Annotated in this window: 1 protein-coding gene; it reads left to right on the top strand. The window is 48.7% G+C overall.

Annotation, left to right across the window (positions count from 1 at the left end):
* On the top strand, window positions 1-594 hold a 594-nt coding region (pyrB, locus tag R7093_RS26630; protein WP_318147203.1), incomplete at both ends, for an aspartate carbamoyltransferase.

Genomic DNA, 594 nt, shown 5'->3' on the forward strand with positions numbered 1-594 from the left:
CTTGTCATTTGAGACCGCGATTCAACGCATTGGTGGTGATGTCATTGGTTTTGATAACGATGGTAATACGTCTCTGGCGAAGAAAGGGGAAACGCTTTCTGATTCTGTACAAGTTATCTCTTCATACGTCGATGCATTTGTGATGCGCCACCCTCAAGAAGGTGCAGCGCGCCTTGCTTCCGAGTTTTCGAATGGCGTTCCAGTGATTAACGCGGGCGACGGTGCTAACCAACACCCAACACAAACTCTGCTTGACCTCTACACCATCGCGGAAACGCAGGGTCGCTTAGACAACCTAAACGTGGCATTTGTCGGCGATTTAAAATACGGCCGCACCGTTCACTCACTGACTCAAGCACTGGCGAAGTTCAATAACATCCGCTTCTACTTTGTCGCTCCAGACGCATTGGCGATGCCAGAGTACATCTGCGAAGAACTCGATGAAGCTGGCATTGAATACAGCCTACACACAGAAATGGAAGCGGTAATTCCTGAGCTCGATATTCTTTACATGACTCGCGTTCAAAAAGAGCGTTTCGACGAGTCTGAATATGCGCACATCAAATCGGCTTACATTCTGACGGCGGCTCTATT

Source organism: Vibrio sp. 1580, assembly GCF_033340055.1.